We start from the raw sequence: 26504 nt of genomic DNA, 5'->3' as shown, positions 1-26504 counted from the left end.
CGGGTTGGGCGGAATCTCGGAATGGCTTTCTAGCGTCTTCGGCGTGCCAGCAAGTGCAATGAAGTCCCTCCGGATCGCCGTCCTCGCGGACTCCGACACCCGGTGGAAGTGGGGCGCGCTCACCGCGCGACGGCTCACTCCGCCGGCTGCCGAGGTCCGGCTCGACGGCTACCTCCTGCGAGGGCGCGCCACTCCCACCGCCCGCCAGCTCGACGAGATCGGCGTCCGGGCGGACTCCCTCCGTGAGGTCACGGCCGTCGAGTTCCTGCGGGCGATGACCGAGGACCCCGACGAGCGGTACGACGTCCTCGTCCTCGCCCTGGTCGGCGGCGGCGTGCAGGCCGTGCTGCACGGACTGCGGAACGCCTGGGGCGCCGGGAGGCGTCCCGTCGTCGTCACCGGCTACGTCGGTGTCGTCTACGAGAAGCTCACCGACGGGCTGCTGCTGCGGCACGGCGCGGACCTCGTCCTCGCCAACTCCCGCCACGACGCGGACCGGTTCCGGGCCGTGTACGAAGGAGTGGGGGCCGACGCCTCAGCCGTCACGGAGGTCGCGCTGCCCTTCCTCGGCGGTGACCCCCACACCGGCGGACACGAGCCGTACACCGTCGTGTTCGCCGCCCAGCCGTCCGTCCCGGACAACCGCCGGGACCGTACCTACCTGCTCGGCCGGCTCATCGAGCACGCCCGGAAGCACCCCGGACGCGAGGTGCTGCTGAAGCTGCGCTCCAAACCCGGCGAACACACAACCCACATCGAGGAACTGCCGTACCGAGAAGCTGGTCCAGGGCATCGACCTGCCGCCCAACCTCAAGCTGGTGTACGGGCACATGGGTGACGTGCTGGACCGTACCGACCTGCTGGTCACGGTCAGTTCCACGGCCGCCCTGGAGGCCTTGCACCGCCGCGTGCCGACAGCCGTCCTCACCGACCTCGGGGTGCGCGAGGCGCTCGGCAACCACCACTTCACCGGCTCCGGGTGCCTCGCCTCCTGGAACCAGCTCGACGCCGGGCACCAGCCGGTGCCGGACGAGGAGTGGGTGGCCCGGCAGGGCGTCGCCGCCGGCGGCACCTCCGGCGGTGCGGGGTCGTACGCCACCGCGTTCGACGCGGCCCGCGCGCGCATCGCCGAGCTGCTGGAGCGGTCCGGGCACCTGCCGCCCCTGAACCCCTACTACACCCCCGAGACCGCGCCCGGCTATCTGCCCGGCATCCTCGCCCGCCACCACCTCGGCCCCGACGGCGCACCGCTGCCCGGCGCGCCCGCCGCCGACAAGGCGCCCGGACCCGTCCGCCAGATCGTGCGCCGGGCCGCGCGCGGCGCCTACCGGCACGGCGTCCAGCGGGTCGCCCCGGTGATCCGGCGGATGGGCGGGCTGTGACCTCTTCCCAAGGAGTGAACCCCATGTCCCACTCGGAAGCGGGCCCGGGCGCCCCGGTCCGCCGGGTCCTCGCGGTGATCCCCGCGCGCGGCGGCTCCAAGGGCGTGCCCGCGAAGAACCTCGCCCCCGTCGGCGGTGTCCCGCTGGTGGCGCGCGCGGTGCGCGAGTGCCGGGCGGCCCGGCTGGTGACCGACGTCGTCGTGTCCACCGACGACCAGGCCATCGCCGCCGTCGCCCGCGAGGCAGGCGCCGAGGTCGTGCTGCGGCCGGCCGTCATCGCCGGCGACACGGCCACCTCGGAGGCCGCCGTCCTGCACGCCATGGACACCCACGAGGCGCTGCACGGCGCGGCCGTCGACGTGGTGCTGCTCGTGCAGTGCACCAGCCCCTTCCTGGTCCGCGAGGACATCGACGGGGTGGCCGCCGCCGTCGCCGAGGACGGCGCCGACACCGCCGTCACCGTGGCGCCCTTCCACGGTTTCGTGTGGCGGGACGCCTCGGACGCCTCGGACGCCTCGGACGCCTCGGACGCCGCGGACACCTCCGGCGGCGCGGGCGGCCACGGCGTCAACCACGACAAGTCCTTCCGCCCCCGCCGTCAGGACCGCCCCCAGGACCTGCTGGAGACCGGCGCCGCCTACGCGATGGACGCGGCCGGCTTCCGCACCCACCACCACCGCTTCTTCGGCCGTACCGAGCTGGTGCGCACCGACCCGGCCCGGGTGCTGGAGATCGACGACCCGCACGACCTGGCCCGCGCCCGCGCCCTCGCCCCGCTCTTCGACGCGGACCGGCCCGGCGCGCTGCCGACCGCCGACGACATCGACGCGGTCGTACTCGACTTCGACGGCACCCAGACCGACGACCGGGTGCTGATCGACTCCGACGGACGGGAGTTCGTCGCCGTGCACCGCGGCGACGGACTCGGCGTCGCGGCCCTCCGCAGGAGCGGCCTGAGACTGCTGATCCTGTCCACGGAACAGAACCCGGTCGTCGCCGCCCGCGCACGCAAGCTGCGGATCCCCGTGCTGCACGGCATCGACCGCAAGGACCTCGCGCTGAAGCAGTGGTGCGAGGAGCAGGGCATCGCGCCGGAGCGCGTGCTCTACGTCGGCAACGACGTCAACGACCTCCCGTGCTTCGCCCTCGTCGGCGGGCCCGTGGCGGTCGCGAGCGCCCACGACGTCGTACGCGGCGCCGCACGCGCGGTCACCACCGTCCCCGGCGGTGACGGCGCGATCCGGGAGATCGCCAGTTGGATCCTCGGCCCCTCTCTCGATTCCCTCCCCAAGTAAGGACATCCCTGATGAGCACCAACTCCCGTCTCCGCACCTTCGGTTCGCGCGAGGCCGGCCCCGGCCGCCCCGTCTACATCACCGGTGAGATCGGCATCAACCACAACGGTGAGCTGGAGAACGCCCTCAAGCTGATCGACGTGGCCGCCGAGGCCGGCTGCGACGCCGTGAAGTTCCAGAAGCGCACCCCGGAGATCTGCACCCCGCGCGACCAGTGGGACATCGAGCGCGACACCCCCTGGGGCCGGATGACCTACATCGACTACCGCCACCGGGTGGAGTTCGGCGAGGACGAGTACCGCCGGATCGACGAGTACTGCAAGGAGAAGGGGATCGACTGGTTCGCCTCCCCGTGGGACACCGAGGCCGTCGCGTTCCTGGAGAAGTTCGACGTCCCCGCCCACAAGGTGGCCAGCGCCTCCCTGACCGACGACGAGCTGCTGCGCGCCCTGCGCGCGACCGGCCGCACCGTCATCCTCTCCACCGGCATGTCCACCCCGAAGCAGATCCGCCACGCGGTGGAGGTCCTTGGCTCGGACAACATCCTCCTCTGCCACGCCACCTCCACCTACCCGGCCAAGGCCGAGGAGCTGAACCTCCGCGTGATCAACACGCTGGAGAAGGAGTACCCGAACGTCCCGATCGGCTACTCCGGCCACGAGACCGGCCTCCAGACCACGCTGGCCGCCGTCGCCCTCGGCGCCGTCTTCGTCGAGCGCCACATCACCCTCGACCGCGCCATGTGGGGCTCCGACCAGGCCGCCTCCGTCGAGCCCCAGGGCCTGACCCGCCTGGTCCGCGACATCCGCACCATCGAGGCCTCCCTCGGCGACGGCGTCAAGAAGGTCTACGACTCCGAGCTGGGCCCCATGAAGAAGCTGCGCCGCGTCGCCGGCGCCGTCGCCGAGGCGGAGATCGCCGCGGCGGCGGGCGAGCCGGTCTCGGTCTGAGCACCGTGACCGCCTTACTGCCCTACGACGGGACGGTCGTACCCAGATGAGCCCCCGCGCCGGTCGCACCGGCCACCCCGCCCACACGCTCGCCTTCGTGGAGAGCCCGGTACAGCTACTGAACGTACTGGAGTGGGCGCACGCCCACGGCCTGCACGGCACCGCCGGGCAGGCCCGGCCGGCCCCGCCCGCCCGGGCCCGCCGGCCCGCGGCCGGAGAACCGGCGCCGCCGGCCGGCGCGCAGCTCACCCTCGTCGTCCTGTCCCCGACCGACCCCATGACCCGGGGCCAACTGCGCCGCATGGCCGACCTGGCCCGGGACGAGGGGTACCGGGTGCGCTGGGAGGAGGCGCGGGGCGGGACGACCGCGCCCTTCCACACCATCGGCGGCCTGGCCGGCTCCCTGCGCCGGGCCGAGCGGATCGTGATGGGCGACCCCTTCTCCCGCTACGTACAGCTCCTGCTGACCATCACCCGCGCCCGCGACCTCGTGGTCGTGGACGACGGCACGGCGACGATGGAGTTCGTCGCCCAGCTCGCCCGCGGGGAACGCCTGGTCCGCTGGCACCGCAAGGGCGGTCGTCCCGGCGCCCGCGACCTGCTCTTCGCGCCGGTGTCCTCCTCGGCGCGCCGCCGGCTCACCCCCAGCGCGCACCGCCGCGTCGAGGTGTTCTCCTCGATGCCGGTGACGGAGACCCCGGACGGCGTCACCGTCACCGCCAACGACTTCGCCTGGACCCGAGCCCGCTTCGGCCCGCCGCGCATCACCAAGGGAGCGGACCTGGTCGGCACCTCCCTGGTGGAGACCGGCGTCGTGGACGGCGACCGCTATCTGACGGCCGTCCGCGACCTGGCCAAGGCCCACGGCGCCACCCGCTATTTCGCCCACCGCCGCGAGAGCGCCGGGAAACTGCACCGGCTGGCCGCCGAGACCGGCCTGGAGGTCGTCCGCCCGGACCTCCCGCTGGAGCTGATCGCCCGCCGCGGCCCGATCGGCCGTACGGTCCTCAGCTTCCCCTCGACGGTCGTCCACACCCTCCCGCTGGCCCTGGCCGGCACCGGTGTCCGCGTGGCGGTCTGCGACATCGACCCGAGCTGGCTGACGGACACCGCCTCCCCCCGGGCCCAGGGCTTCCTGTCCGGCGTCACGGGCACGGCCAGGGACGTCCACCGGCTGACGGCGGTCAGCCCGGCGTAACTGCGGAGCCGGGCGCCCGATCGCGCGGGAGGCCGGCGGAAAGGTGCCCGAGGGCGGCACGGTGTCGCCGTCGTCCGGCACGACCGACCCGACGGCGGCGATCGAGCGCCGAGCCGTGCACACGCACCCGAACCCGGACTTCGGCAGGGCCGTGGGGTTCGCGGAAGAAGGCCGGCGTGCACATCGCCAAGCTGTCGAACAGGGAGCGGCCCGAGCTCAGCCTGACCGTCGTCTCCGGTTGCTACAAGGTGCCCGAAGGCCGGAGGGCCGAATACTGCTGATGCCGGTCCCGGCCTCTCCTTGCGCACCACGGCCGCCCGGCCAGATGCGACCGCCCGGGCGAGGCCCGGGGACGCGGCGGCGACCCGGACGCCCGCCCGGGCAGCGGCGCCGTGGCCCGCCGGGGCCGGGGCGCGTGGGGGTCCGGTTCGTGGACATGGCGCGCGTGACACCGGCGAGGCGTGGTATGCGTGGAAGGAGGAAACAGAGGTTTTACCCAACAGAGTCCGCCGCCATGCGTCCGACGGTCAGATTTTATTCCCCTAACGGGCTGAACTTTTGTTGAACCAGGGGTAGTTGACCGGCCGGGCGTCCTACCCTTCAGAGGGTGAAGCAATTGATGTCCTCAGAGTCCGAGGCCGGCCTCCCGGGCGATGTGCTCCCCGGCGTGCTGAGCGAGTCCCTGCACGCCGAACTCGTCGCGTTCCGACGTGACTTGCACATGCACCCGGAGCTGGGCAACCAGGAGTTCCGCACCACCGCCGCGATCAAGGAGCGGCTGGAGCAAGCCGGTCTCAAGCCCCGCGTCCTCGCCACCGGAACCGGACTCGTCTGTGACATCGGGCTCGCGGAGGGTGAGCAGCCGGCCGTGCCGCTGCTCGCGCTGCGCGCCGACATCGACGCCCTGCCCATCCCGGACACCAAGGCCGACTGCCCGTACCGGTCGACCGTGCCCGACCGGGCGCACGCCTGCGGTCACGACGTCCACACGACCGTCGTCCTCGGCGCCGGCCTCGTCCTCGCCGACCTGCACGCCAAGGGCCTGCTGCCCCGGCCGGTCCGACTGGTCTTCCAGCCCGCCGAGGAGGTCCTGCCCGGCGGCGCCCTGAGCGCCATCGAGGACGGCGCGCTGGACGGCGTGGGCCGGATCCTCGCCGTGCACTGCGACCCCCGGGTGGACGCCGGACGGATCGGCCTGCGGCACGGCGCGATCACCAGCGCCTGCGACCGGCTGGAGATCGCGCTCGACGGGTCCGGCGGCCACACCGCCCGCCCCCACCTGACCACCGACCTGGTCACCGCCGCCGCCCGCGTCGCCGTCGACGTGCCCGCGCTGATCGCCCGCCGCGTCGACACCCGCGCCGGTCTCGCCCTCACCTGGGGCCGGATCGAGTCGGGGCACGCCCCGAACGTGATCCCGCAGCACGCCGAGCTGTCCGGGACCGTGCGCTGCCTGGACCTGGAGGCCTGGCGGCTGGCGCCCGACATCGTGCACGCGGCCATCGACGAGGTCGCCACGCTGCACCGGGCCAAGTCGGAGATCAACTACGTGCGCGGAGTGCCGCCCGTCGTCAACGACCGGGAGTCCACCGAGGTGCTGCGCCGCGCCATGGTCGCCCGGCGCGGCATGAAGTCCGTCGAGAGCACCGAGCAGAGCCTCGGCGGCGAGGACTTCTCCTGGTACCTGGAGCGGGTGCCCGGCGCGATGGCCCGGCTCGGCGTGCGCCGGCCCGGCGAGCGCACGGTGCGTGACCTGCACCAGGGCGATTTCGACGCCGACGAGTACGCGATCACGGTGGGCGTGGAGATGTTCACCGCGGCGGCCTTCCTGGACATCGGCGAGGCCCGCGGCTGAGCCCGGAACCAAGCGGGGCGGCCCCCTCGGAAGGCCGCCTCCCCGCCCGGCGCAACACGGATACAAGCCATTCGTTCACGGTGCGCGACAGCGGCGCGACAAGGCCCGGAGCGCGAGTTCAGGCACTGTTTGCCTCGAATCGATAACGGCTTCGCGAGAGGTGTTTTTCTGACATCTACGCGCGTTACGATGCCGCGAAGCCGACGCCGAACGGGCGTCCCGGCTCGAGTACCGACACGGTGCTCACATCAAGCGCCGACATGGCGCTCAGGTCAGGTGAAGGAGCCTTCCCGTGCGCCGGGTAGCCAAGCTTTCCGCTGCGTGTATCGCGTCCGCAGCACTCGCAATGACTGCCACTGCCTGTGGCAGCACCTCCTCCGACAACGACAGCCCGTCCTCCTCCGGTAACGGCAAGGGCGTCAAGATCGGCCTCGCGTTCGACGTCGGCGGCCGTGGTGACCGCTCCTTCAACGACTCCGCCGCGCGCGGTGCCGACCAGGCCAAGAAGGAGTTCGGCGGTGACATCAAGGAGCTGACCGCCAAGACCTCGGACACCGAGGCCGACCGCGAGCAGCGCCTGTCGGACCTGGCGGAGGCCGGTTACAACCCCGTCGTGGGTGTCGGTTACGCGTACGCCGCCTCCATGGCCAAGGTCGCGGCGAAGTACCCGAAGACCAGCTTCGGCATCGTCGACTCGGTCGTGGACGCCAAGAACGTCGACAGCATCAACTTCACCGAGGAGCAGGGCTCCTACCTGGCCGGTGTCGCCGCCGCGCTGAAGACCAAGTCGAAGCACGTCGGCTTCGTCGGCGGTGTCGACGTCCCGCTGATCAAGAAGTTCGAGGCGGGCTACGTCCAGGGCGTCAAGGACACCAACGCCAAGATCAAGGTCGACACCCAGTACCTGTCCCACGGCTCGGACACCTCCGGCTTCGCCAGCCCCGACAAGGGCAAGGAGGCCGCGCAGGGCATGCTCGACAACGGCGCCGACGTCATCTACACGGCGGCCGGCTCCTCCGGCAACGGCGCGATCGAGGCCGTCAGCGGCAAGAAGGGCGCCTGGGCCATCGGCGTGGACTCGGACCAGTACAACATCCCGGGTCTGGCCAAGTACAAGAACGCGATCCTGACCTCCATGGTCAAGAACGTCGACGTCGGCGTGTACGACTTCATCAAGTCCGTCCACGGTGGCAAGCCGCTGACCGGCACCAACAGCTACTCGCTCGCCAAGGACGGCGTGAAGCTGGCCACCAGCGGTGGCTTCATCGGTGACATCCAGGCCAAGCTGGACGCCGCGAAGAAGAAGAGATCGTCGACGGCTCGATCAAGGTCAAGACCACCCCGTGACCTGACGGGTCCCACCGGACCCAGGCTCGGCGCGGGGGCGCCTCCCGGAGCCCCCGGCCGAGCCATAACAATGTGTCAACTCTACGCGTGTAGCACGGAGTTGCCGCGCTAGCGTCGCCGACGCCTGCCCCCTCCCCGCAGCCCCTTTCCCCGAGGAGAGTGCGCCATCAACGCGTCCAGCCCTCCCGCTGCCGTCGAACTGCGCGGCATCACCAAGCGTTTCCCCGGCGTCGTCGCCAACCGCGACATCGACATCACGGTCCGCACGGGCACCGTCCACGCCCTGTGCGGTGAGAACGGCGCCGGCAAGTCCACCCTGATGAAGATCCTCTACGGCATGCAGCAGCCGGACGAGGGCACCATCACCGTCGGCGGCGAACAGGTCGTCCTCAACAACCCCGGCGACGCCATCGCCCGCGGCATCGGCATGGTGCACCAGCACTTCATGCTCGCCGACAACCTCACCGTGCTGGAGAACGTCGTCCTCGGCGCGGAGAAGCTGCACGGCATCGGAGGCAGGGCGCGGGCCAGGATCATCGAGATCTCCGACGCCTACGGGCTCGGCGTCCGGCCCGACGCCCTCGTCGAGGAACTCGGTGTCGCCGACCGCCAGCGCGTGGAGATCCTCAAGGTCCTCTACCGCGGTGCCCGGACCCTCATCCTGGACGAGCCCACCGCCGTCCTGGTGCCGCAGGAGGTCGACGCCCTCTTCGCCAACCTGCGCGAACTGAAGGCCGAGGGCCTCACCGTCATCTTCATCTCCCACAAGCTGGGCGAGGTGCTCTCCGTCGCCGACGAGATCACCGTCATCCGGCGCGGCACCACCGTCGGCACGGTCGAGCCGAAGGGCACCACTCCCAGGCAGCTCGCCGAGCTGATGGTCGGCAGCGAACTGCCCACGCCGGAGACCGAGGAGTCCACGGTCACCGAGGTGCCCATGCTGACGCTGGACGGCGTGCATCTCACCCAGACCGACCTCGACGGCGTCGAGCGGGTCATCCTGGACGAGATCTCCCTCATCATCCACAAGGGCGAGGTCCTGGGCATCGCCGGCGTGGAGGGCAACGGCCAGTCCGAGCTGGTCGAGGCGATCATGGGCATGCGCCGGCCGGACGCCGGTGTCGTCCGCCTCGACGGCGCCGACATCTCGCAGACGCCCACCCGCAACCGCCGCGAGGCCGGCATCGGCTACATCCCCGAGGACCGCCACCGCCACGGCCTGCTCCTGGAAGCACCGCTGTGGGAGAACCGCATACTCGGCCACGTCACCGAGAAGCCCAACTCGCGCGGCGGACTGCTCGACCCCAAGGCGGCCCGCGCCGACACCCAGCGCATCGTCGAGGCCTACGACGTGCGCACCCCCGGCATCGACGTGACCGCGGCCTCGCTGTCCGGCGGCAACCAGCAGAAGCTGATCGTCGGCCGCGAGATGAGCCACCACCCCAAGCTGCTCATCGCCGCCCACCCCACCCGCGGGGTGGACGTCGGCGCGCAGGCCGCGATCTGGGACCACATCCGCGAGGCCCGCCGCGAGGGCCTGGCCGTGCTGCTCATCTCCGCCGACCTCGACGAGCTGATCGGCCTCTCCGACACCCTGCGAGTGATGTACCGCGGCCGTCTGGTCGCCGACGCGGACCCCGCCACGATCACCCCCGAAGAGCTGGGCTCCGCCATGACGGGTGCGGCCACCGGGCACCTGGAGCACACAGAGGACGACGCGCGATGAAGAAGCTGACCTCACGGATCGACAAGGAGCGGCTGCTCCTCGGGATCGCGGCGCCGCTGCTGGCGGTCGTCGCCGCGCTCGTCGTCACCGCCCTGGTGATCGCCGCGACCGGCAAGAACCCCGGTCCCGCCTTCCACGACATGATGACCTACGGCTTCGCCAGCGACAGCCAGGTCTTCATCCTGAACAAGGCGACGACGTACTACCTGGCGGGTGTCGCGGTGGCCATCGGCTTCCGCATGAACCTGTTCAACATCGGTGTCGACGGCCAGTACCGGCTCGCCGCGTTCGTCGCCGCCGTGCTCGGCGGGGCGCTCACCGTGCCCGGCTGGCTCGCCATCCCGCTGATCATCATCTGCGCCATGGCGACCGGTGCCCTGTGGGCGGCCATCGCCGGCGTCCTGAAGGTGACCCGCGGTGTCAGCGAGGTCATCGCGACCATCATGCTGAACTCGATCGCCACCGCGATCATCGGCTACCTGCTCCAGCCCGGGAAGCTCGGCCAGCTCGACGAGGCGGGCACCCTCGTGTCCACCAAGCCGCTGCCGTCGTCCGCGCACTTCTTCAACATCGACACCGGCCCGGCCGGTGTCCTGGACGGCTTCATCGTCGTCGCCGTGCTCGTCGGTGTCGCGTACTGGTTCGTGCTCGGCCGCACCCGGTTCGGCTTCGACCTGCGCACCGTCGGCCAGTCCGAGAGCGCCGCCTCCGCGAGCGGTGTCTCGGTGAAGAAGATGATCGCCACCAGCATGATCATCTCGGGTGCGGTGGCCGGTCTGATCGGCATGCCGACGCTGCTGAACGAGAGCCACCAGTACGACAACAGCTTCCCCAGCGGGATCGGCTTCACCGGCATCGCCATCGCGCTGCTCGGCCGCAACAACCCGATCGGCATCGCGCTCGGCGCGCTGCTCTGGGGCTTCCTGGAGCGCACCACCAACCACCTGGAGTTCCAGGGCTACGACAAGGAGATCCTCGGCGTCATCCAGGGCGTCATCGTCCTCTGCGTCGTGATCGCCTACGAGGTCGTACGGCGCTACGGCCTCAAGCGCCAGCAGCAGAAGGTGGGCGCCGAACTCGCCGCCCAGGCCGTCGCGACGAAGAAGCAGGAGGTGGCGTGATGACTGCCACGATGACCGACGCGCCGCCGCCCGCGGCGCCCAGGGCACCGGGCGCCCCCCAGCGCTCCGGCCGCTCCCTGGGACTGACCCTCATGATCGTCGCGGGTGCGCTGCTGCTCCTCGCCGCGGTCCGCGTGATCACCGGCGCGAACCAGCTCGACTCCGCCGGACAGGTCGCCGCCGCGCTCGCCCTCGCCGTCCCGATCGGCCTCGCCGGTCTCGCCGGCCTGTGGTCCGAGCGGGCCGGTGTCGTCAACATCGGCCTCGAGGGCATGATGATCCTCGGCACCTTCGGCGCCGGCTGGATCGGCTGGCAGTCCAGCCCCTGGCTCGGCCTGCTGTGCGGCATCGGCTTCGGTGTCCTCGGCGGTCTGGTGCACGCCGTGGCCACCGTCACCTTCGGCGTCGACCACATCGTCTCCGGTGTCGCCGTCAACCTGCTCGCGCTCGGCGCCACCCAGTACCTCGCCAAGCTGTTCTTCGCCGGCGGCACGGCCGCGGAGGCGGGCGGCAACCCCAAGCAGTCCCCGCCCGCGGACTCGCTGCCCGACGTCACCTTCCCCGGCCTCTCGGACGCCCTCGCGTCGGTGGAGAAGCACCACTGGTTCCTGGTCTCCGACCTGGCCGGCATCATCGGCGGTCTGATCACGAACCTGTCCGTGGTGACGATCCTGGCCGTGCTGCTGTTCGTCGGTAGCTGGTGGCTGCTGTGGCGCACGCCGTTCGGGCTGCGGCTGCGCTCCTGCGGCGAGAACCCGACCGCCGCGGAGTCGCTCGGCGTCAACGTCTACCGCTACAAGTACGCGGCCGTGGCCGTCTCCGGCGGTCTGGCCGGCCTCGGCGGCGCGTTCCTCGCGCTGGTCACCTCCCACACCTACCTGGAGGGCCAGACCGGAGGCCGCGGCTACATCGGCCTCGCGGCCATGATCTTCGGCAACTGGCGCCCCGGCGGCCTCGCGATGGGCGCGGGCCTGTTCGGCTACTCCGACGCGCTCCAACTGCGCAACGGTGGTGTCACGGTCCACGCCCTGCTCCTGCTGCTGGTCGTCCTGCTCGCCCTGCTGGCCGGCTGGAAGCTGTACAAGAAGGCCCTGTGGCAGGGCGTGATCAGCGCCGTCATGGCCGCGCTGGTCCTGGTCTGGTACCTGCTCACCGACGAGGTCCCCAGCGACTTCGTCGGCGCCACCCCGTACGTCGTCACGCTGCTCGTGCTGTCGCTGTCCGCGCAGCGCCTGCGGATGCCGAAGGCGGACGGCATGCGCTACCGCAAGGGGCAGGGCAAGTGACGGCGACACCGGCCGACGGGTTCGACTGGGAGGCGCTGCGCGCCGAGGCGCGGGAGGCCATGTCCCACGCCTACGCCCCGTACTCCGGCTACCCGGTCGGCGTGGCGGCCCTGGTGGACGACGGCCGCACGGTCACCGGCTGCAACGTCGAGAACGCCTCCTACGGCCTCGGCCTGTGCGCCGAGTGCGGCCTCGTCTCCCAGCTCCAGCGCACCGGCGGTGGCCGGCTCACGCACTTCACCTGCGTGGACGGCACCGGCGCCCTGCTGGTCCCGTGCGGCCGCTGCCGCCAGCTGCTCTACGAGTTCGGCGGCCCGGACCTGCTGCTGGACACCCCCGCGGGCGTCCTCCCGCTCGCCGAGATGCTGCCCCAGGCCTTCGGCCCGGACCATCTCACCAAGTAACTCCCGTACGGCCCCCCTGATCCGCTCAGGGGGGCCGTGCACTTCGCACCTCCCGGAAGGAAGCCACAGCCATGGCCATGGACGTCATCTCCGTCATCCGCACCAAGCGGGACCGCGGTGAGCTGAGCGACGAGCAGATCGACTGGGTCATCGACGCGTACACCCGCGGCGAGGTCGCCGACGAGCAGATGTCCGCGCTCGCCATGGCGATCCTGCTCAACGGCATGAACCGCCGCGAGATCGCCCGCTGGACCGCGGCCATGATCGCCTCCGGCGAGCGCATGGAGTTCTCGGCGCTGTCCCGCCCGACGGCCGACAAGCACTCCACGGGCGGCGTCGGCGACAAGATCACCCTGCCCCTGGCCCCGCTGGTCGCGGCCTGCGGCGCCGCCGTGCCCCAGCTCTCCGGCCGCGGCCTCGGCCACACCGGCGGCACCCTGGACAAGCTGGAGTCGATCCCCGGCTGGCGCGCCCTGCTCTCCAACGAGGAGATGCTGCACGTCCTCGACACCACCGGCGCGGTGATCTGCGCGGCGGGGGACGGCCTGGCCCCCGCGGACAAGAAGCTGTACGCCCTGCGGGACGTGACCGGCACGGTCGAGGCGATCCCCCTGATCGCTTCGTCGATCATGTCGAAGAAGATCGCGGAGGGCACCGGCAGCCTGGTCCTGGACGTGAAGGTCGGCACGGGCGCCTTCATGAAGACGCTGGCCGACGCCCGCGAGCTGGCGTCCACGATGGTCGGCCTCGGCACGGACCACGGCGTGCGGACGGTCGCGCTCCTCACCGACATGTCCACCCCCCCTCGGCCTCACCGCGGGCAACGCCCTGGAGGTCCGCGAGTCGGTCGAGGTCCTGGCGGGCGGCGGCCCCGCGGACGTCGTGGAGCTGACGGTCGCCCTGGCCCGCGAGATGCTCGACGCGGCCGGCGTCAAGGACGCGGACCCGGCGAAGGCCCTGGCCGACGGCTCCGCGATGGACGTGTGGCGCCGGATGATCGCGGCCCAGGGCGGTGACCCGGACGCCGAGCTGCCCACGTCGAAGGAGCAGCACGTCATCAAGGCACCCTCCTCCGGCGTGCTGACCCGCCTCGACGCCTACGACATCGGCATCGCCGCCTGGCGCCTGGGCGCCGGACGCGCCCGCAAGGAGGACCCGGTGCAGGCGGCGGCGGGCGTGGAACTGCACGCCAAGCCCGGCGACACGGTGACCGAGGGACAGCCCCTCCTCACCCTCCACACGGACACCCCCGAGCGCTTCGACTACGCGCTCCAGGCGGTGACGGGCTCGTACGACATCGCGGCCCCCCGGCACCGACTTCACGGCGACGCCGGTGGTGCTGGAACGTATCGCCTGACCTTTTGTTTCCCTGATCGGGTGAACGGGACCGGTGGACCCACGCCGGTCCCGTTCGGCATGCTGGGATCGGTGACGCACCGATTGGAGGCCGCCCTGAGCGCACTTCCTCCGACGGCCCTCGCCCCCCGACGGACCGGCCCGGCGCCCACCGCTCTCGTCGCCGCGCGATGAGTTCCGTCCGTGCCGTCGGTCTACCCGGACGTGGATGCCCAGACCCCCGCCGTTCTTGTGCTGCCCTGGCCCGTCGGCCCTGACGAGGTGACCGGGCTGTGCGCCGGCGTGCGGGCGCTGCTGGAGGGCGGCGGCGGGGAACGCGCCGTCGTCTGCGACGTCGGCGGACTCGGGCCGCCGGGACTGGCGGCCGTCGACCTGCTGGCGCGGCTGGAGCTGGCCGCCCGCCGGGCCGGCGGGCGGATCCGGCTGCGAGGCGCCGGCCCCCCGCTACACGCCCTGCTGGACCTCGTCGGGCTCCGCTTCCAGGTGGAGGGGCAGCCCGAACAGGGGGAACCAGCGCTGGGTGTCGAGGAAGCAGTGGTAACCGGTGATCCGGCCGTCTGAGATCTCCAGCACCTGCACCGCCCACGGGGTGAACCCGCCGTTCTCCGGGTCCGGCTTGTAGTGCGCGAAGCCCGGCAGGCCGTTGGCCTGCACCGGCAGCAGGCGGGAGCCGGCGCAGGAGGCGCCGATGGTGGTCATGAAACCGGTGATGTCCGCGGTGCCGCGCAGCCACAGGTCGAACGGCGGCATCGTCATGACTGCGTCCTCGTGGAGCAGCGCCGTCAGCGCCGTCATGTCGTACCCCTCGAACGCCTTCACGTAGCGCTCCAGGAGCTTTCGCTGCTCCTCGTCCAGCGGGTCGGACACCGCGCCCTCGGCGCCCGTGTCACCGCGCTCCGCGAGCGTGGCCCGGGCCCGCTGCAACGCGCTGTTGACCGAGGCGACCGTGGTGTCCAGCAGCTCGGCGACCTCGCTCGCCCGCCAGGCCAGCACCTCGCGCAGGATCAGCACCACCCGCTGCTTGGCCGGCAGCCGCTGGAGGGCGGCCATGAAGGCCAGCCGGACGGACTCCTTGGCGACGGCGGCCTCCGCCGGGTCGCCGGCCGTCGGCAGCACGCGCGCGTCGGGCATCGGCTCCAGCCAGGTGTTGTCCGGGCGCGGCGTGAGCGCCGCCTGGGCGAGCGGGGTGGACTCGGTCAGGTCCATGGGCCGTGCCCGTTTGTTGCCCGCCGTCAGCATGTCCAGGCACACGTTCGTCGCGATGCGGTACAGCCACGAGCGCAGGGAGGACCGGCCCTCGAACTTGTCGTGACTGCGCCAGGCCCGCACCAGCGTGTCCTGCACCGCGTCCTCGGCCTCGAAGGAGGAACCGAGCATCCGGTAGCAGTACCCGGTCAGTTCCGTCCGGTACTTCTCCAGTGCGACGTCCAGGTCCGCCGTCGCCGTGCTGTCGCCCATCGTCCACCCACCCCTGTGGCCGTCCTGTCCGCGCGTCTTCGCGCACCAGCACCTGGAAGCTACCGCAGCCCACTGACAATGGCCCCCCGAGTACGGAAAAGGCCTGTTCAGTGCGCGCCCACCGGCTCCCGCCGGGCCGCCACCCGGGCCGCCCGGGTGCCGAGCACGGTGATGGTGACGACGCCGATGACCGCGAGGAGGCCGACACCGACCGTGCCGGACCAGCCGTCCGAGCGGAACGCCACCGCTCCGACCGTGCTGCCGACGCTGGAGCCGATGTAGTACGCGGACTGGTAGAGCGCCGAGGCCTGGGCGCGGCCGTGGACGGCGGTCTTGCTGACCGCCGAGGAGGCGACCGCGTGCCCGGCGAAGAACCCCGCCGTGATCAGCACCAGGCCCAGCAGCACCAGCGGGAGGGACGCGGCCAGGGAGAGCAGCAGACCCGCGGCCGTCGTGCCGCCCGCCAGGTACAGCGCGCCCCGGCGGCCGAACCGGCCCACCAGCCGGCCCGCAGTGGACGCGGAGACCGTGCCCACCAGGTAGACCAGGAAGATCGAGCCCACGATCCCCTGCGGCAGCCCGAACGGCTCCGCCGTCAGCCGGTACCCGATCACCGTGTACACGCCGCCGAACACCGTCATGAACAGCGCGCCGATCGCGTACAGGCGGCGCAGCAGCGGGTCGGCGAGGTGGCCGCGGACCGTGCCGAGCAGGACCCGCGGGCGCAGCGAGCCCGCCGTGAAGTGCCGCGGGGCCGGCAGCAGCAGCCGGAACGCCACCGCGCACCCGACCGCGAGCGCGCCGATCACGCCGACCGAGACCCGCCAGCCCCACTCCTGCGCGACCCAGCCGGTGATCACCCGGCCGCTCATCCCGCCGACGCTGTTGCCCGCCACGAACAGCCCGATGGCCGTGACCAGCGCCTTCGGCCGCACCTCCTCGGCCAGGTACGCCTGCGCCGAGGCCGGGACCCCGGCCAGCGCGGCGCCCTGCACCGCACGCAGCACGACCAGCGCGCCGAGCGACGGCGCGAAGGGCACCAGCATGCCGACCGTGACGGCGACGGCCAGCGAGGCCGTCATCACCGTACGGCGCCCGAACCGCTCCGACAGGGCGCTCATCGGCAGCACGAACAGGGCCAGTCCGCCGGTCGCGGCGGCCACCGTCCAGCTCGCCTCGCTCGCCTGGACCCCGAACTCCCCGGAGATCAGCGGCAGCAGGGCCTGGGTGGAGTAGAGGAGAGCGAAGGTCGCGACTCCGGCGAGGAAGAGGGCGAGGCTCATCCGGCGGTAGCCGGGGCCGCCCGGAGTCAGCCGGGAGTCGGCGTCCGAGGCGGAGGGACGGACGGGGGAGACGGCGCCCACGCTGGTGGACGCCGGGGTACTGGCGGGAGACATGCCTCGACCGTAGGACGACCCCTCTCATGCGTCCAATGCATGGAATCGCCATAATCGTTCCCATGGTGCATCAGCAGAGGTCACAGGGTCGGCTGTCACCGTCCGGTGACACAGAAGACATGACGGAGACGGTACGGCTGCTGGCGCCCCGCCTCGCCCACTTCGCCGGCGTGGCCCGCACGGAGCATGTCACCCGGGCGGCGCAGGAGATGAACGTCCCCCAGTCCACGCTGTCCCGGGCGATGGCCCGCCTGGAGCAGGACCTGGGCGTCGACCTGTTCGCCCGCCACGGCCGCACGGTCTCCCTCACCACCGCCGGCCGCACCTTCCTCGCCGCCGTCGAGCGGGCCCTCGCCGAGGTCGGGCGGGCCGCCGGGGAGATCCGCGCGGACGCCGACCCCGCCACCGGCAAGGTCGCCTTCGGCTTCCTGCACACCATGGGCGCCGAGACCGTACCGGGCCTGCTGCACGCCTTCCGCGCCGACCACCCGCGCATCCGCTTCAGCCTGGTGCAGAACTACGGCGAGGCGATGCTGGAGCGGCTGCGCGCCGGTGAGCTGGACCTCTGCCTCACCTCGCCCGTCCCCGACGCCCCCCGACCTGGTCGCCCGCCGCCTGGACGAGCAGAAACTGCGCCTGGTCGTCCCCGCCGACCACCGGCTGGCCGCCCGCCGCCGCGTCCGCCTGGCCGAGGCGGCCGACGACACCTTCGTCACCCTGGAGCCCGGTTACGGCCTCCGGCGGATCACGGACGACCTGTGCCGCGAGGCCGGCTTCAAACCCCGCGTCGCCTTCGAGGGCGAGGAGGCGGAGACGCTGCGGGGGCTGGTGGCGGCCGGGCTGGGGGTGGCGCTGCTGCCACCGCCGACCGTCCCGCGCCCCGGGGGGTGGTGGAACTGACGGTCACGGCCCCGAGGGCGGCCCGCGAGATCGGCGTGGCCTGGCTGGCGGACCGCCCGGACACGCCTCCCGTGGCGGCCTTCAAGAAGTTCCTGCTCTCCAGGCGGGGCAGCCTGCTTCCCTGAGCCGGGCCGGCGAAGCCCCGGGGCCAGGCACCCCCGGCCCCCGCCGCCTCACCGCCGTTTCAGTGACCTGCCGAACCCCGCCGCCAACGGCATCCGCAGCCCGATCGGCGGCGGCGCGGCCAGCGCGTCCTCCACCGGCCGCGACACCCGGTGGCCGAACAGGGCCCCCAGGACGAAGTCCACGCCCAGGCTGACGACTTCCGCCCGGTGCCCGTGCAACCCGTGCCCGTCGGAGTGCACTTCGAACCGGCACACCTCCCGGTTCGCCTTCTTCGCCCGCGCCGCGAACCGGAACGACAGCTCGGGGTCGGTGCGCTCGTCGTTCGTGCCGTGCACGATCAGCACCCGGCGCCCGGCCAGTTGCTTCACCGGCTCGGCGGGCGCCGCGACATCCTCCTCCGGGAGCCAGGGGGCCAGCGCCACCACGGAGTTGACGGCCTCGTGACCGCCGGCCCGCAGTGCCGCCCGCCCGCCCATGTCCACGCCGACCAGGCAGACCGGCACGTCCCCGTACCGTCGTACGACCTCGTCGGCGGCCCAGTCGGCGTCCGCCGCCAGACGCGCCTCGCTGCCGTTCCACCCCCGGTAGCGGTAGTGCACGGGATGGACGGCCAGGCCCTCGGCCCGGCCCGCGCGAGCCAACGCGCGGCCCAGGGAACGGATCAGGGTCAACGCCCGGACGGGGGACGGCCGGCGGGCGGAGACCTCCTCCCCGCCGGGGAGCAGCAGCACCGCTCCGCCCACCGACATCGGCTCGGGGCCGATCGCCACTCCCAGCCCGGCCGTTCGGACCCCAGTCGCTTGCTGTCCCATGACAGAACAGTGTCAGAAGGCGCGGTGTACGAAACCCGTACGTGCGGTCACCGTTGCGTATCGACGGAAAAGTGCCCGGAACCGGCTGCTGCGCGCCCCGAGCGCTCTACGCGCGTAGGAGTTAGAGTGCGGAAATGACGAGCCAGACTGCACCGACGGGGGCCGTCCCGGCGGCCATCCCGGTCCACGTTCCGACGCCGGACCAGATCCGGCGGGCGCCCAAGGTGGTGCTGCACGATCACCTCGACGGCGGGCTGCGCCCGGGGACCGTCGTCGAACTCGCCCGGGAGACGGGCTACGCCGGCCTTCCCGACACCGACCCCGGCAAGCTCGGGACCTGGTTCCGCGAGGCCGCCGACTCCGGATCGCTGGAACGGTACCTGGAGACCTTCCGGCACACCGTCGGCGTCATGCAGACCCGGGACGCCCTGGTCCGGGTCGCCCGGGAGTGCGCCGAGGATCTCGCCGAGGACGGGGTCGTCTACGCCGAGGTGCGGTACGCGCCCGAGCAGCACCTCGACCGTGGGCTGACCCTGGAGCAGGTCGTGGAGGCCGTGAACGAGGGGTTCCGGCAGGGCGAGCGGCTCGCCCGGGAGAACGGCCACCGGATCCGGGTCGGCGCGCTGCTGACCGCGATGCGGCACGCGGCCCGCTCCCTGGAGATCGCCGAACTCGCCAACCGGCACCGGGACTCGGGCGTCGTCGGCTTCGACATCGCCGGTGCCGAGGCCGGCTACCCGCCCACCCGGCACCTGGACGCGTTCGAGTACCTCAAGCGGGAGAACAACCACTTCACCATCCACGCCGGCGAGGCGTTCGGGCTGCCGTCCATCTGGCAGGCGTTGCAGTGGTGCGGCGCCGACCGGCTCGGGCACGGGGTTCGGATCATCGACGACATCGAGGTCCGCCAGGACGGCTCGATCGTCCTCGGCCGCCTCGCCTCCTACGTGCGGGACAAGCGCATCCCGCTCGAACTGTGCCCCAGCTCCAACCTCCAGACCGGGGCCGCGTCCTCCTACGCCGAGCACCCCATCGGGCTGCTGCGCCGGCTGCACTTCCGGGCCACCGTGAACACCGACAACCGGTTGATGTCGCACACCACGATGAGCCGGGAATTCGAGCATCTCGTCGAGGCGTTCGGTTACACGCTCGACGACCTCCAGTGGTTCTCCGTCAATGCGATGAAATCAGCGTTCATTCCTTTCGATGAACGACTCGCGATGATCAATGACGTGATCAAGCCCGGATATGCCGAGCTGAAATCCGAATGGCTGTTCCAGCAGACCGCTTCCACCAGCGGTTACACCGGTACGGGAGGGTAGCCACGCGACATCCGCCGCCCCGGAATGCGGGCGCACCGTCAGGAAGCGTCCGTATTCCGGTGTTTGCGGCGGGTGGGCCGGCGTGTTTAGGTCGGGGACCGCTCGGATCGTTCGTGATCTCCCGTCTCCGCATTCAAGGACGCATTCACCATGAAGCAGTCTGCTGCCAAGACCCTGGGCGTCGCCGCCCTCGGTGCCGCCGTCGCCGCCGTGGGCGCGGGCGCGGCCAACGCGGCCCCGGCCACCCCGGACGCCGGCCGGACCCTGAACACCGTCACCAAGGCGCTGCCGGCCGAGGGGATCATCGAGGCCCTGCCCGACAGCGGCGCGATGAAGCTGCTCAAGCCCCTGGCCGAGCGCGGTGTCGCCACCGCGGTACCGGCCGTCGGCAAGGGCGTGGCCGCCGCTCAGCCGACCGCCGAGAGTGTCCTCGCCAAGGGTCCGACCGGGCCGGTCGGCGGCCTGCTCGGCGGAATGCCGCTCCAGGGTCTGCCCACGCACGGCGTGCCGGTCAACGGCATCGCGCTCGGCTGAGGCAGGCTTCCGCACGACGCGGGCGGGGCGCTCCGGCAGATCCGGATGCGCCCCCGTGGTGTGGCCGCCCCGCCGCCCCCGGCTCACCAGGCGGTACGGGAACGGTCCTCCGCGGGCAGCAGGATCCACAGCGCTACGTAGAGCACGAACTGCGGACCCGGCAGCAGGCAGGACAGCAGGAAGACCACCCGCATCGTCGTCGCGGAGGTGCCGAAGCGCCGTGCCAGCGCGGCGCACACTCCGCCGATCACACGGCCGTGGGTGGGGCGGGCAAGGGCGCTCATGAGGACTCCTCCGTGGTCGCCGGTCCGTCACCGGGCCGGGGGCGGGGCCGCCCGGATGGCGTCCCCCGCTGTCTTCCACGGTACGCAGACCAAGGGGACGAAGCGTCGCTCTACGGGGCGATCCCGACCCTGGGAATCGTCGGGGTACGCCCCTGAGACAGCTCCTCCTGGACGGTGACCGACGACCCGGCCGCACCCGGCTCCCGCCCGTCGCGCCGCCGCAGCCAGGCGCGGGCCGCCGGTACGACGGCCAGATGGGCCAGGGCGACCCCCGCCGTGTTCAGCAGCAGCGAGTCGACGTCGACGACCCGGCCCGGCACTCCCGTCTGGAGCAGGGCGATGCCGAGGGAGACCAGGGTGCCCGTCGCGGCCGTACGGACCAGGGACGCCGACGGGGACGCGGTCAGCCTGCCGTGCGCCATCGGCAGCAGCACGCCCAGCGGGGCCAGCAGCGCGAGGCCCTCTCCGAGCGGTCGTACGGCCCGCGGCCAGCCCAGCGCGAGGTCGGCACGGATGCCGGCCAGCGGGCGCAGGTTCGGGGGCATCACCCAGGGGACGTCCAGGGGGCGCAGCATCAGCCAGGCGACGAGGGCGAGGTGTGCGACGAGGAGGACACCTCCCGTCACACGGATGCGGATCGCGGCGCTGCCGCCGATGGAGCCTTGACGCTGCACGACCCCCTAGACGCCGGGCCGGGGCCGGTTGGTTCCGCGACGGAAACATCCCGACGCGGACAGGCCGGATCCCGCCCCCGGCCGCGGGCTGTGACCCGTCCGGGTCGGCGTCGTGGCTCCGGTCGCGCACCACCGGCCCCCGGCGGATGCCGAGCCACCACGGACCCCCGCCGGCCCCCGGCCGACCCGCCACGGACCGGTGCCCGTGCCCGGCCGTCCACGGACCCCGGGGCCGCCGCTCGGCCCGTCACGGACCGGTGCCCGTGCCCGTGCCCGGCCGCTACGGACGGCCGGCCCCCGCCGGGTGCCGGCCGGGGCGTCAGTGGTCCGTGATCGGGGTGGACGGGGGCTGGGACGCGCCGGGGTGGTGGCGGACGTCGTCCGTGCACTCGTAGCGGCGCAGCCGGCCCCCGTCCGGGCCGCCCAGGATGACCGAGCCGTCGCCCTCCGTCGCCGCCGAGTCGGACAGGGTGCACACCAGTTGGGCCACCGCGTAGGAGGTGAGCCGCGACGGTGCCGTGCTCAGGCGGAGCGCGTCGTCGGGGTCCTTCGGGCCGGGCCCGCTCACGCCGAGGCCGCCCGGTACCCGTGTCGTGTAGCCGGCGGAGCGTTCCGCGGCCGACGGTGACGCGGCCAGTTGGTCCAGCAGCCCCTGTGCGACCATCACCCGGCGCCGGGCGTCCGGGGTGCCGTCGGGCACCCGTACGGTCCGGTCGACGGCCACCAGGGACGCCCCGCACAGCAGGAAGACCTGCACCGGCACCCCGTGCGAGGACTGCGTGGACAGGTCGGGCCCGGCCAGCGAGCACTGCACCCCGGACGGTGCCGCCCCGAAGTCGGTCGGCACCTCCGTGGCCCGGATGCCGCAGCCGGTGAGCAGCGCGCCCAGGAGGGGCAGCGCCAGCAGGCGTCGTACGGTCATGACCCCTCCGTTCCCGTGTGGTCCGTGCCGGTCCCGGTGCCCTCGGCGCCCTCGCCGTCCTCCTCGGTCAGCCGGTCCTGCGGCAGGTGCAGCGTGAACACGGCGCCGCCCTCGGGGGAGTTGGCCGCGGTGATCCCGCCGCCGTGGATGTGGGCGTTCTCCAGGGCGATGGACAGGCCCAGTCCGCTGCCCTCGGAGCGCGGCCGGGAGGCGCTCGCCTTGTAGAAGCGGTCGAAGACGTGCGGCAGGACGTCCTCCGGGATACCGGGCCCGTGGTCGCGGACCTGGATCTCGACCGCGTCGTCCGCCTTCCGCACCGACACCCGCACCGGCGAGCCGCCGTGTTTGAGGGCGTTGCCGATCAGGTTGGCGAGGATGACGTCCAGGCGGCGCGGGTCGATGCGGGCGTGCAGGCCGCGCTCGGCGTCCAGTTCGACCGCGTCGAGCCAGGCGCGGGCGTCGATGCAGGCGGTGATCTGGTCGGCGAGGTCGACGTCGTCCAGGACCAGCCGGGCGGTGCCCGCGTCGAAGCGGGTGACCTCCATCAGGTTCTCGACCAGGTCGTTCAGCCGCCGGGTCTCGCTGACCACCAGCCGGACGGCGGGCTCGACCATCGGGTCGATGCCCCCGGCCTCCGACTCCAGCTCCTCCTCCAGGACCTCCGTGACGGCGGTGATGGCGGTGAGCGGGGTCCGCAGTTCGTGGCTCATGTCGGCGACGAACCGCCGGGAGGCGTCGTCCCGTGCGGCCATCTCCGCGACGCGTTTCTCCAGCGCCTCGGCGGCCTTGTTGAACGTCCGGGCCAGGTCGGCGAGTTCGTCGGTGCCGGACACCTGGAGCCGTGTGTCCAGCCTGCCCTCCCCGAGCCGCCCCGCGGCCACGCCGAGCCGGTGCACCGGCTTGAGCACGGTCGTCGCGGCGGCCTGCGCGAGCAGCGCGGCGCCGATCAGCGCGAGTCCGGTGGCGATGCCCAGCGACCAGGCCAGCGAGTTGAGGTCCTTGGCCTCGGGTTCCAGGGACTTCGCCATGTAGCCGGTGGTGCCGCCGCCGATGACGCGCGTACCGGCCACCAGATACGGCGTGCCGTGGTCCACGACCCGCTGCCAGTACAGGTGGTAGGGCTCCTTGTTGGTGTCGGTCACCGGCTGGCGCCTGCTCACGGCCGCGCGCAGCGACGCGGGTACGTCCTCCAGCGCGAAGCCGTTGATGCCGCCCGAGGTGCCGTACACCTTCTTGCCACCGGCGTCCCCGGCGACCAGGAGCACGCTGAAGCGCTGGCTGCTGGCCCCCATCTGGCCGGCCGCCCGCTGGAGCTGGTCCTGCGTCGGGTGTTCGGGCAGCGCGCCGGCCCGGTTCTGCATCTCCTGCCGGAAGTCGCGCAGCACCGCGTCCTGGGCGCGGGTGAGGACGGCCTCCCGGTTGAGCCAGTAGGCGATGCCCGACGCCGACACCGCGGCCGTGAGCGCGACCAGGCCGAAGACCAGCACCAGCCGCAGCCGCAGGCTGGTGAACCTCAGCCGGGACAGACTTCCCCTGCGCCCCGCGGCCCAGCCGCGCAGCCCCCCGTGCGTGTCGGTCACTGAGGCGCGTCCAGGCGGTAGCCGACACCGCGGACGGTGCGGATCAGCGTCGGGGACGACGGCACGTCCTCGACCTTGGCCCGCAGCCGCTGCACGCACGCGTCCACCAGGCGCGAGTCGCCCAGGTAGTCGTGCTCCCACACCAGCCGCAGGAGCTGCTGCCGGGACAGCGCCTGACCGGGCCGCCGGCTCAGCTCCAGCAGCAGCCGCAGCTCGGTCGGGGTGAGCTGGAGGTCCTCGCCGTTCTTCGTGACGGTCATCGCCGACCGGTCGATGACGAGACTGCCGAACGTCGCCGAGTCGCTGGACTCGCGTTCCCCGCGCCGCAGCACGGCCCGGATCCGGGCATCCAGCACCCGCCCCTGCACCGGCTTGACGACGTAGTCGTCGGCGCCGGACTCCAGCCCGACCACCACGTCGATGTCGTCGTTGCGCGCCGTGAGCAGGATGATCGGCAGTTGGTCGGTGCGCCGGATGCGCCGGCACACCTCGAACCCGTCGATGCCGGGCAGCATCACGTCCAGCACGATCAGGTCCGGGCGCTGCTCACGCAGCAGCTTCAGACCGTCCTCGCCGCTGGCAGCGGTGGCCACCCGGTGTCCCTGGCGCGTCAGGGACAGCTCCAGGGCCGTACGGATGGCGTCGTCGTCCTCGATCAGCAACAGGGAAGGCACGGGCTCATTCTGGCCCATGGACGGGGTGTCGTACGACCCGTCGGCGCCCCTTCCTCGCTGTCGCCACCACCCGTGCGCACGCTGTAACCGCTGTGGACACGGCCCCTGTGACAGGTCTGTGACAGTCGGCGGACACGGCCATGAAGGTCCCCCGGCAGTCTTTTGGTCACGGGCAAGGCCGTCGGCCGCAACCAGCCCGGTACGACCGAGTCACCGGAAGTCCACCACGGGGAGCGCGAGATGAACACGCTGCACGGCATGAGCACCAGCGCAGTGGTCACGCGTCTGCACGACGTGCACCGGGGACCGGAGAAGGCCGGTGCCGGCACGGGCACCTCCCTGCTCGAGCGGAACCGTGAGCTCGGGGGAGGGCGGGGATGCGCCCGCGGCGGCACCGGGCGTCAGCACACCGGGTTCATGACGGTGGTTGACGCGCACACGGGGGAGGCGCACGGGGGAGCCGCGTACGGGGAGGATCCGGGGGAGCGTCGCCCGGCGACGCAGGACGTGGACGCCGAAGCGGCGTTCACCGCCTACGTCCAGGAGCGCCGCGCCTCCCTGTACGCCACCGCCTACCACCTGACCGGGGACCGCTTCGAGGCCGAGGACCTGCTCCAGAGCGCGCTGTTCTCGACGTACCGGGCGTGGGAACGGATCAGCGACAAGGCGGCCGTCGGCGGATACCTCCGCCGCACCATGACCAACCTGCACATCAGCGCCTGGCGGCGCCGCAAGCTCAACGAGTACCCGACCGAGGAACTGCCGGAGACGCCCGGCGAGACGGACGCGATGCGCGGCACCGAGCTGCGCGCGGTCCTCTGGCAGGCGCTGGCCCGGCTGCCCGAACTCCAGCGCACCATGCTGGTCCTGCGCTACTACGAGGGCCGCACCGACCCGGAGATCGCGGAGATACTCGGCATCAGTGTCGGCACGGTCAAGTCCAGCATCTGGCGGTCGCTGCGCCGGCTGCGCGAGGACGAGGTCCTCAGCTTCGGCCGTGACGAGGAGAGCGCCTTCGGCGAACTGGTCGCCTGAGCACAGGGGCGACGAGGACGACGGGGGAGCACCGGGGACCACTGGGGGGTGGGCCCACGGGGGGTGACACGGGGGAGAAACAGGAGCGGGACCGGTGGGCCAGGGGGGTCCGACCGGTCCCGCTCTTCCGTGCGTCAGGAGCGGGCGGGCGTCACGCCGCCGTCCGCTGCCGCGCCTGCCCGCCCGTCGCCGCTGCCGCGAGCCGGCCGAGCGCCTCGTCCCGGTCACAGGGGTGCGCGCCCAGGGACACCTGGCGGGTGACGATCGAACGTTCCGCGCGCATCAGCCGCCAGCCGCGGCGCAGCAGGAACGGCACCGACTTGCGGCCCTCCCTGAGGTCGCGCAGGAAGCGGCGGCGGAAGGTGGTGAACGGGCCCCGGGTCAGGCACAGGGCGTCCGCGAGCACGCCCCGTTCCCGGCAGTGCTCCACGATCTCCGCGGCGAACACGCCCTCCGCGATGAACAGCGGGGTGCCGCCGATGCTCAGGGTCTCCTCGCCGGTACGGGCGCTCAGCGAGAGGTCGTACACCGGCACCGGCGTCGACCTCGTGGCGCACAGCCGGGCGATGGCCTCGACGGCGACGTCCGCGTCCCAGGAGCCCGGGTGGTCCCAGTCGATGTCGGAACTCCCCGCCACCAGTGGCAGAGTCGGGTCGTCACCCTCCTTGTAGAAGTCGTCCAGGCGCAGGACGGGGAGCCCGGAGCGGGCGGCGACGAGTGACTTGCCCGAGCCCGAGGGGCCGCAGAGCAGCACGACACGGGCGGGGGCCGGAGGATGAATGCTCACGGAAGACCAGTTTGACGCATGGGGAGCGCCGTGCCGACCCCGCGGGTCGGCTTTTGAGCGTGAGACGCACCTCAACTAC

At 72.4% G+C, this 26504-nt stretch carries 21 protein-coding genes and 4 pseudogenes; 16 read left to right on the top strand and 9 right to left on the bottom strand.

Annotation, left to right across the window (positions count from 1 at the left end; all coding sequences use genetic code 11):
• Window positions 1-43: 43 nt before the first annotated feature.
• From D9753_RS13450 to D9753_RS13390, 12 genes and pseudogenes are all read left to right on the top strand, one after another.
• Window positions 44-1382, top strand: a pseudogene (locus D9753_RS13450) (DUF6716 putative glycosyltransferase).
• A 23-nt stretch (window positions 1383-1405) separates the two neighbouring features.
• Window positions 1406-2677, top strand: a complete 1272-nt coding sequence (locus tag D9753_RS13445) for an acylneuraminate cytidylyltransferase (protein WP_121787243.1) — start codon at window positions 1406-1408, stop codon at window positions 2675-2677.
• Window positions 2678-2688: 11 nt separating this feature from the next.
• Window positions 2689-3627 carry an N-acetylneuraminate synthase family protein gene (locus D9753_RS13440; RefSeq protein ID WP_121787242.1) on the top strand — a complete coding sequence of 313 codons (939 nt, stop codon included), beginning with the start codon at window positions 2689-2691 and terminating at the stop codon, window positions 3625-3627.
• A gap of 46 nt (window positions 3628-3673) precedes the next feature.
• Complete coding sequence (locus tag D9753_RS13435) at window positions 3674-4825, top strand: hypothetical protein (protein WP_121787241.1); 1152 nt, start codon at window positions 3674-3676, stop codon at window positions 4823-4825.
• A 619-nt stretch (window positions 4826-5444) separates the two neighbouring features.
• Window positions 5445-6680 (top strand): amidohydrolase, encoded by a 1236-nt coding sequence (locus tag D9753_RS13425; protein ID WP_205614141.1) that lies wholly within the window; start codon window positions 5445-5447, stop codon window positions 6678-6680.
• Between the two features lie 292 nt (window positions 6681-6972).
• Window positions 6973-8027: pseudogene (locus tag D9753_RS13420) on the top strand (BMP family lipoprotein).
• Between the two features lie 199 nt (window positions 8028-8226).
• Window positions 8227-9753, top strand: a complete 1527-nt coding sequence (locus D9753_RS13415; RefSeq protein WP_394346807.1) for an ABC transporter ATP-binding protein — start codon at window positions 8227-8229, stop codon at window positions 9751-9753.
• Window positions 9750-10874: an ABC transporter permease gene (locus tag D9753_RS13410; RefSeq protein ID WP_121787238.1), complete on the top strand. Its 1125-nt coding sequence runs from the start codon at window positions 9750-9752 to the stop codon at window positions 10872-10874. The genes D9753_RS13415 and D9753_RS13410 overlap by 4 nt, the downstream gene beginning before the upstream one ends.
• A complete protein-coding gene (locus D9753_RS13405) occupies window positions 10874-12160 on the top strand; it encodes an ABC transporter permease (RefSeq protein WP_121787237.1) in 1287 nt (428 codons plus the stop codon). The genes D9753_RS13410 and D9753_RS13405 overlap by 1 nt, the downstream gene beginning before the upstream one ends.
• Window positions 12157-12564 carry a cytidine deaminase gene (locus D9753_RS13400; RefSeq protein ID WP_121787236.1) on the top strand — a complete coding sequence of 136 codons (408 nt, stop codon included), beginning with the start codon at window positions 12157-12159 and terminating at the stop codon, window positions 12562-12564. Before D9753_RS13405 ends, D9753_RS13400 begins: the two co-directional genes overlap by 4 nt.
• Window positions 12565-12641: 77 nt before the next feature.
• A pseudogene (locus tag D9753_RS13395) lies at window positions 12642-13921 on the top strand (thymidine phosphorylase).
• Window positions 13922-14103: 182 nt separating this feature from the next.
• Window positions 14104-14481: an STAS domain-containing protein gene (locus D9753_RS13390; protein WP_240468134.1), complete on the top strand. Its 378-nt coding sequence runs from the start codon at window positions 14104-14106 to the stop codon at window positions 14479-14481.
• Here the strand turns inward: D9753_RS13390 and D9753_RS13385 are convergent.
• Window positions 14365-15378 carry a sigma-70 family RNA polymerase sigma factor gene (locus D9753_RS13385; protein WP_121787235.1) on the bottom strand — a complete coding sequence of 338 codons (1014 nt, stop codon included), beginning with the start codon at window positions 15376-15378 and terminating at the stop codon, window positions 14365-14367. The genes D9753_RS13390 and D9753_RS13385 overlap by 117 nt on opposite strands.
• A gap of 107 nt (window positions 15379-15485) precedes the next feature.
• Complete coding sequence (locus D9753_RS13380; RefSeq protein WP_205614140.1) at window positions 15486-16775, bottom strand: MFS transporter; 1290 nt, start codon at window positions 16773-16775, stop codon at window positions 15486-15488.
• A 62-nt stretch (window positions 16776-16837) separates the two neighbouring features.
• On the opposite strand from D9753_RS13380, the pseudogene D9753_RS13375 reads away from it, so the two are divergent.
• Window positions 16838-17800 (top strand): annotated as a pseudogene (locus D9753_RS13375) (LysR family transcriptional regulator).
• Window positions 17801-17848: 48 nt separating this feature from the next.
• On the opposite strand, the gene D9753_RS13370 reads toward D9753_RS13375, so the two are convergent.
• Complete coding sequence (locus D9753_RS13370) at window positions 17849-18613, bottom strand: prolyl oligopeptidase family serine peptidase (protein ID WP_163010696.1); 765 nt, start codon at window positions 18611-18613, stop codon at window positions 17849-17851.
• 134 nt (window positions 18614-18747) lie between these two features.
• Here D9753_RS13370 and D9753_RS13365 point away from each other — a divergent pair, with 134 nt between their 5' ends.
• Window positions 18748-19935, top strand: a complete 1188-nt coding sequence (locus D9753_RS13365; RefSeq protein WP_121787234.1) for an adenosine deaminase — start codon at window positions 18748-18750, stop codon at window positions 19933-19935.
• Between the two features lie 150 nt (window positions 19936-20085).
• Window positions 20086-20469 (top strand): ATP-binding protein, encoded by a 384-nt coding sequence (locus tag D9753_RS13360; protein ID WP_121787233.1) that lies wholly within the window; start codon window positions 20086-20088, stop codon window positions 20467-20469.
• 83 nt (window positions 20470-20552) lie between these two features.
• On the opposite strand, the gene D9753_RS13355 is transcribed toward D9753_RS13360, so the two are convergent.
• The 5 genes from D9753_RS13355 to afsQ1 all read right to left on the bottom strand — a co-directional run bounded on the left by D9753_RS13355 (window position 20553) and on the right by afsQ1 (window position 24603).
• On the bottom strand, window positions 20553-20753 hold the full coding sequence (locus tag D9753_RS13355) for a PspC domain-containing protein (protein ID WP_121787232.1): 201 nt from the start codon (window positions 20751-20753) through the stop codon (window positions 20553-20555).
• Between the two features lie 110 nt (window positions 20754-20863).
• Window positions 20864-21427 (bottom strand): VanZ family protein, encoded by a 564-nt coding sequence (locus D9753_RS13350; protein ID WP_121787231.1) that lies wholly within the window; start codon window positions 21425-21427, stop codon window positions 20864-20866.
• 319 nt (window positions 21428-21746) lie between these two features.
• Window positions 21747-22349 (bottom strand): hypothetical protein, encoded by a 603-nt coding sequence (locus D9753_RS13345; protein ID WP_121787230.1) that lies wholly within the window; start codon window positions 22347-22349, stop codon window positions 21747-21749.
• Window positions 22346-23929, bottom strand: coding sequence for a sensor histidine kinase (locus D9753_RS13340; protein WP_163010695.1), 1584 nt, complete (start codon window positions 23927-23929; stop codon window positions 22346-22348). Before D9753_RS13340 ends, D9753_RS13345 begins: the two co-directional genes overlap by 4 nt.
• Window positions 23926-24603: a two-component system response regulator AfsQ1 gene (gene afsQ1, locus D9753_RS13335; protein WP_030830243.1), complete on the bottom strand. Its 678-nt coding sequence runs from the start codon at window positions 24601-24603 to the stop codon at window positions 23926-23928. Before afsQ1 ends, D9753_RS13340 begins: the two co-directional genes overlap by 4 nt.
• 240 nt (window positions 24604-24843) lie before the next feature.
• Between afsQ1 and D9753_RS13330 the strand changes: the two genes are divergently transcribed.
• A complete protein-coding gene (locus tag D9753_RS13330; protein WP_121791050.1) occupies window positions 24844-25638 on the top strand; it encodes a SigE family RNA polymerase sigma factor in 795 nt (264 codons plus the stop codon).
• Between the two features lie 151 nt (window positions 25639-25789).
• On the opposite strand, the gene D9753_RS13325 is transcribed toward D9753_RS13330, so the two are convergent.
• The gene (locus D9753_RS13325) at window positions 25790-26392 is read right to left on the bottom strand and encodes a uridine kinase family protein (protein ID WP_121787229.1); all 603 of its coding nucleotides are present in this window, start codon (window positions 26390-26392) and stop codon (window positions 25790-25792) included.
• Between the last annotated feature and the right edge of the window lie 112 nt (window positions 26393-26504).

Origin of the sequence: Streptomyces dangxiongensis (genome assembly GCF_003675325.1) — a bacterium.
In the GTDB taxonomy this organism is placed as follows: Bacteria; Actinomycetota; Actinomycetes; order Streptomycetales; family Streptomycetaceae; genus Streptomyces; species Streptomyces dangxiongensis.
This window is presented reverse-complemented; position numbering and strand designations above follow the sequence as displayed.

Bases quoted from the DNA above. Each gene is read 5' to 3' on its own strand.
- D9753_RS13445 (WP_121787243.1), top strand. From the start codon at position 1,406: ATGTCCCACTCGGAAGCGGGCCCGGGCGCCCCGGTCCGCCGGGTCCTC.
- D9753_RS13440 (WP_121787242.1), top strand. From the start codon at position 2,689: ATGAGCACCAACTCCCGTCTCCGCACCTTCGGTTCGCGCGAGGCCGGC.
- D9753_RS13435 (WP_121787241.1), top strand. From the start codon at position 3,674: ATGAGCCCCCGCGCCGGTCGCACCGGCCACCCCGCCCACACGCTCGCC.
- D9753_RS13425 (WP_205614141.1), top strand. From the start codon at position 5,445: ATGTCCTCAGAGTCCGAGGCCGGCCTCCCGGGCGATGTGCTCCCCGGC.
- D9753_RS13410 (WP_121787238.1), top strand. From the start codon at position 9,750: ATGAAGAAGCTGACCTCACGGATCGACAAGGAGCGGCTGCTCCTCGGG.
- D9753_RS13405 (WP_121787237.1), top strand. From the start codon at position 10,874: ATGACTGCCACGATGACCGACGCGCCGCCGCCCGCGGCGCCCAGGGCA.
- D9753_RS13385 (WP_121787235.1), bottom strand. From the start codon at position 15,378: ATGGGCGACAGCACGGCGACGGCGGACCTGGACGTCGCACTGGAGAAG.
- D9753_RS13380 (WP_205614140.1), bottom strand. From the start codon at position 16,775: ATGTCTCCCGCCAGTACCCCGGCGTCCACCAGCGTGGGCGCCGTCTCC.
- D9753_RS13370 (WP_163010696.1), bottom strand. From the start codon at position 18,613: ATGGGACAGCAAGCGACTGGGGTCCGAACGGCCGGGCTGGGAGTGGCG.
- D9753_RS13365 (WP_121787234.1), top strand. From the start codon at position 18,748: ATGACGAGCCAGACTGCACCGACGGGGGCCGTCCCGGCGGCCATCCCG.
- D9753_RS13360 (WP_121787233.1), top strand. From the start codon at position 20,086: ATGAAGCAGTCTGCTGCCAAGACCCTGGGCGTCGCCGCCCTCGGTGCC.
- D9753_RS13355 (WP_121787232.1), bottom strand. From the start codon at position 20,753: ATGAGCGCCCTTGCCCGCCCCACCCACGGCCGTGTGATCGGCGGAGTG.
- D9753_RS13345 (WP_121787230.1), bottom strand. From the start codon at position 22,349: ATGACCGTACGACGCCTGCTGGCGCTGCCCCTCCTGGGCGCGCTGCTC.
- D9753_RS13330 (WP_121791050.1), top strand. From the start codon at position 24,844: ATGAACACGCTGCACGGCATGAGCACCAGCGCAGTGGTCACGCGTCTG.